The sequence below is a fragment of the Hungatella hominis genome, assembly GCF_014288005.1.
Taxonomy (GTDB): domain Bacteria; phylum Bacillota; class Clostridia; order Lachnospirales; family Lachnospiraceae; genus Hungatella; species Hungatella effluvii.
This window is the reverse complement of record NZ_JACOPB010000069.1, coordinates 1-671: the sequence shown is the minus strand read 5'-3', so window position 1 is coordinate 671 and position 671 is coordinate 1. Positions and strand designations below refer to the sequence as shown.

General features: G+C 49.0%; 2 protein-coding genes. Both read left to right on the top strand.

What is annotated here, in order from left to right:
* A partial coding sequence (locus H8S75_RS32360) for a hypothetical protein (protein ID WP_243270558.1) occupies positions 1-363 on the top strand: 363 nt, incomplete at its 5' end.
* A complete protein-coding gene (locus H8S75_RS32355; protein WP_187024976.1) occupies positions 335-670 on the top strand; it encodes a hypothetical protein in 336 nt (111 codons plus the stop codon). The genes H8S75_RS32360 and H8S75_RS32355, both read left to right, overlap by 29 nt.
* Position 671 lies beyond the last annotated feature (1 nt).

Genomic DNA, 671 nt, shown 5'->3' with positions numbered 1-671 from the left:
GAGATGCTGCAGACAGTAAAGCAAAATCTACGGCTTGGTACAGAAGACCATGATCTGATCATCTCGGATCTGATTCTGACAGTCTGTGATTACTGTAACCTGGATCCAGATTGCGTACCGGATATTCTGGAACCCTTTGTACGAAAAAAGGCGAAAGGAATTATTGACTATGAAGCTGTGGAGGGAACCGGATACAATCCGGAAATTGCCAGTATTAAAGAAGGGGACGGGAGCATTACCTGGGCACAGACGGAGGGAAACACGAAGGCGAGTATCTATGGCCTGTCTGAGAGTGATAAGGCAGGTCTGAGGAGGCACAGGAGGCTGAGAGGATATGCGAAACCCGTATGCAAGAATGTATGATGCCAAAATGGATGTGTACCGATGGACAGACGTCGAAATAGATGGTATCACGAAGCAAGTGAAAACAGCTGTGGCAACGGATCGGCCCTGCCGGTACAGTTCTTCGGGTCAGGTATCCACTGGTGTGCCGAATCCGGCCATTGTGAACAGCCATAAGCTGTTCTGCGGCCTGGAAGAAGACATCCGGGAAGGAGATCAGCTGCTGATCACACTCAGAACCGGAAAGAACATCGAGGCTGATTTGGGAGAGTGCCACCCGTATTCCTATCAGTGGCAGTGTGAAATAAAGAGAGATGATAATGTATGAG